General features: G+C 65.9%; 1 protein-coding gene. It reads right to left on the reverse strand.

The annotated features are described in order from the left end of the window. Window positions 1-1,006, reverse strand: a 1,006-nt coding sequence (locus tag IVB42_RS19930; protein ID WP_247471139.1) for an SDR family NAD(P)-dependent oxidoreductase, incomplete at both ends; no start/stop codon positions are given.

The raw sequence follows: 1,006 nt of genomic DNA on the forward strand, positions 1-1,006 counted from the left end.
TCGTAGCCGGGTTGCAAGCCCGAGAGACGGATCATGCGCTCGGCGAGATCGACGATCTTCACCGGCTGGCCCATGTTGAGCACGTAGACCGACACGTCCGAGCGCTGCGTTCCGAGCGCATGGGTTGCCGCCGTGATGACAAGATCGCAGGCCTCGCGGATGGTCATGAAGTAGCGGACCATGTCGGGATGCGTGACCGTGACGGGACCGCCGGCATCGATCTGGGCCTTGAACTTCGGCACCACCGAGCCGTTCGACGCCAGCACGTTACCGAACCGGACCGAGATCAGCCGCATCGACCGCCTGGCGCCGCCGTGACCCGCCGCAAGATCATGGTCGAGCGCTTGGCAATACATCTCGGCGAAGCGCTTGGTGAGGCCGAGCATCGACACCGGCTCGATCGCCTTGTCGGTCGAGATCATCACCATGGCTTCGGCGCCGGCGCTGTGCGCGGCATCGGCAACGTTGATCGAGCCGAAGATGTTGGTCTTGACGCCCTCGCTCCAGTCGCGCTCGAGGATCGGCACGTGCTTGAGCGCGGCGGCATGGAACACGAGGTCCGGCTTGAACTCGGCCATAAGGCGCATGATGCGCTCACGGTCGCGGATGTCGGCGATCCGCCCTTCGATCGAAGCAGCAGTGCCGAGCGCCGCGAGCGTTTCGGTGATCGCGTAGAGCGCCGGCTCGGAATTTTCCACGATCAGAAGGCGCGCGGCGCCGAACGCGACGACACGCTCGCAGATCTCGGAACCGATCGAGCCGCCTCCGCCCGTGACGATCACCGCCTTGCCCTCGATCAGGGCCTCGAGCCGCGCATAGTCGATCTTTTCGCTCGGCCGCAGCAGCAGGTCCTCGACGGCAACGGCCGTGAGCCGTGGCGTATCGCCACTCTCGAGCGAGGGCATGCGGCTCACGATCACGCCGAGCTTGCGCGCCCGCATCAGGATCGATTCGGGATGGGCCTCCGGCTCGAATGCCGTCGGCGTCATCACGACGCGCGCGATCG

It is taken from the genome of Bradyrhizobium sp. 45 (genome assembly GCF_023073155.1).
Classification (GTDB): domain Bacteria; phylum Pseudomonadota; class Alphaproteobacteria; order Rhizobiales; family Xanthobacteraceae; genus Bradyrhizobium; species Bradyrhizobium canariense_D.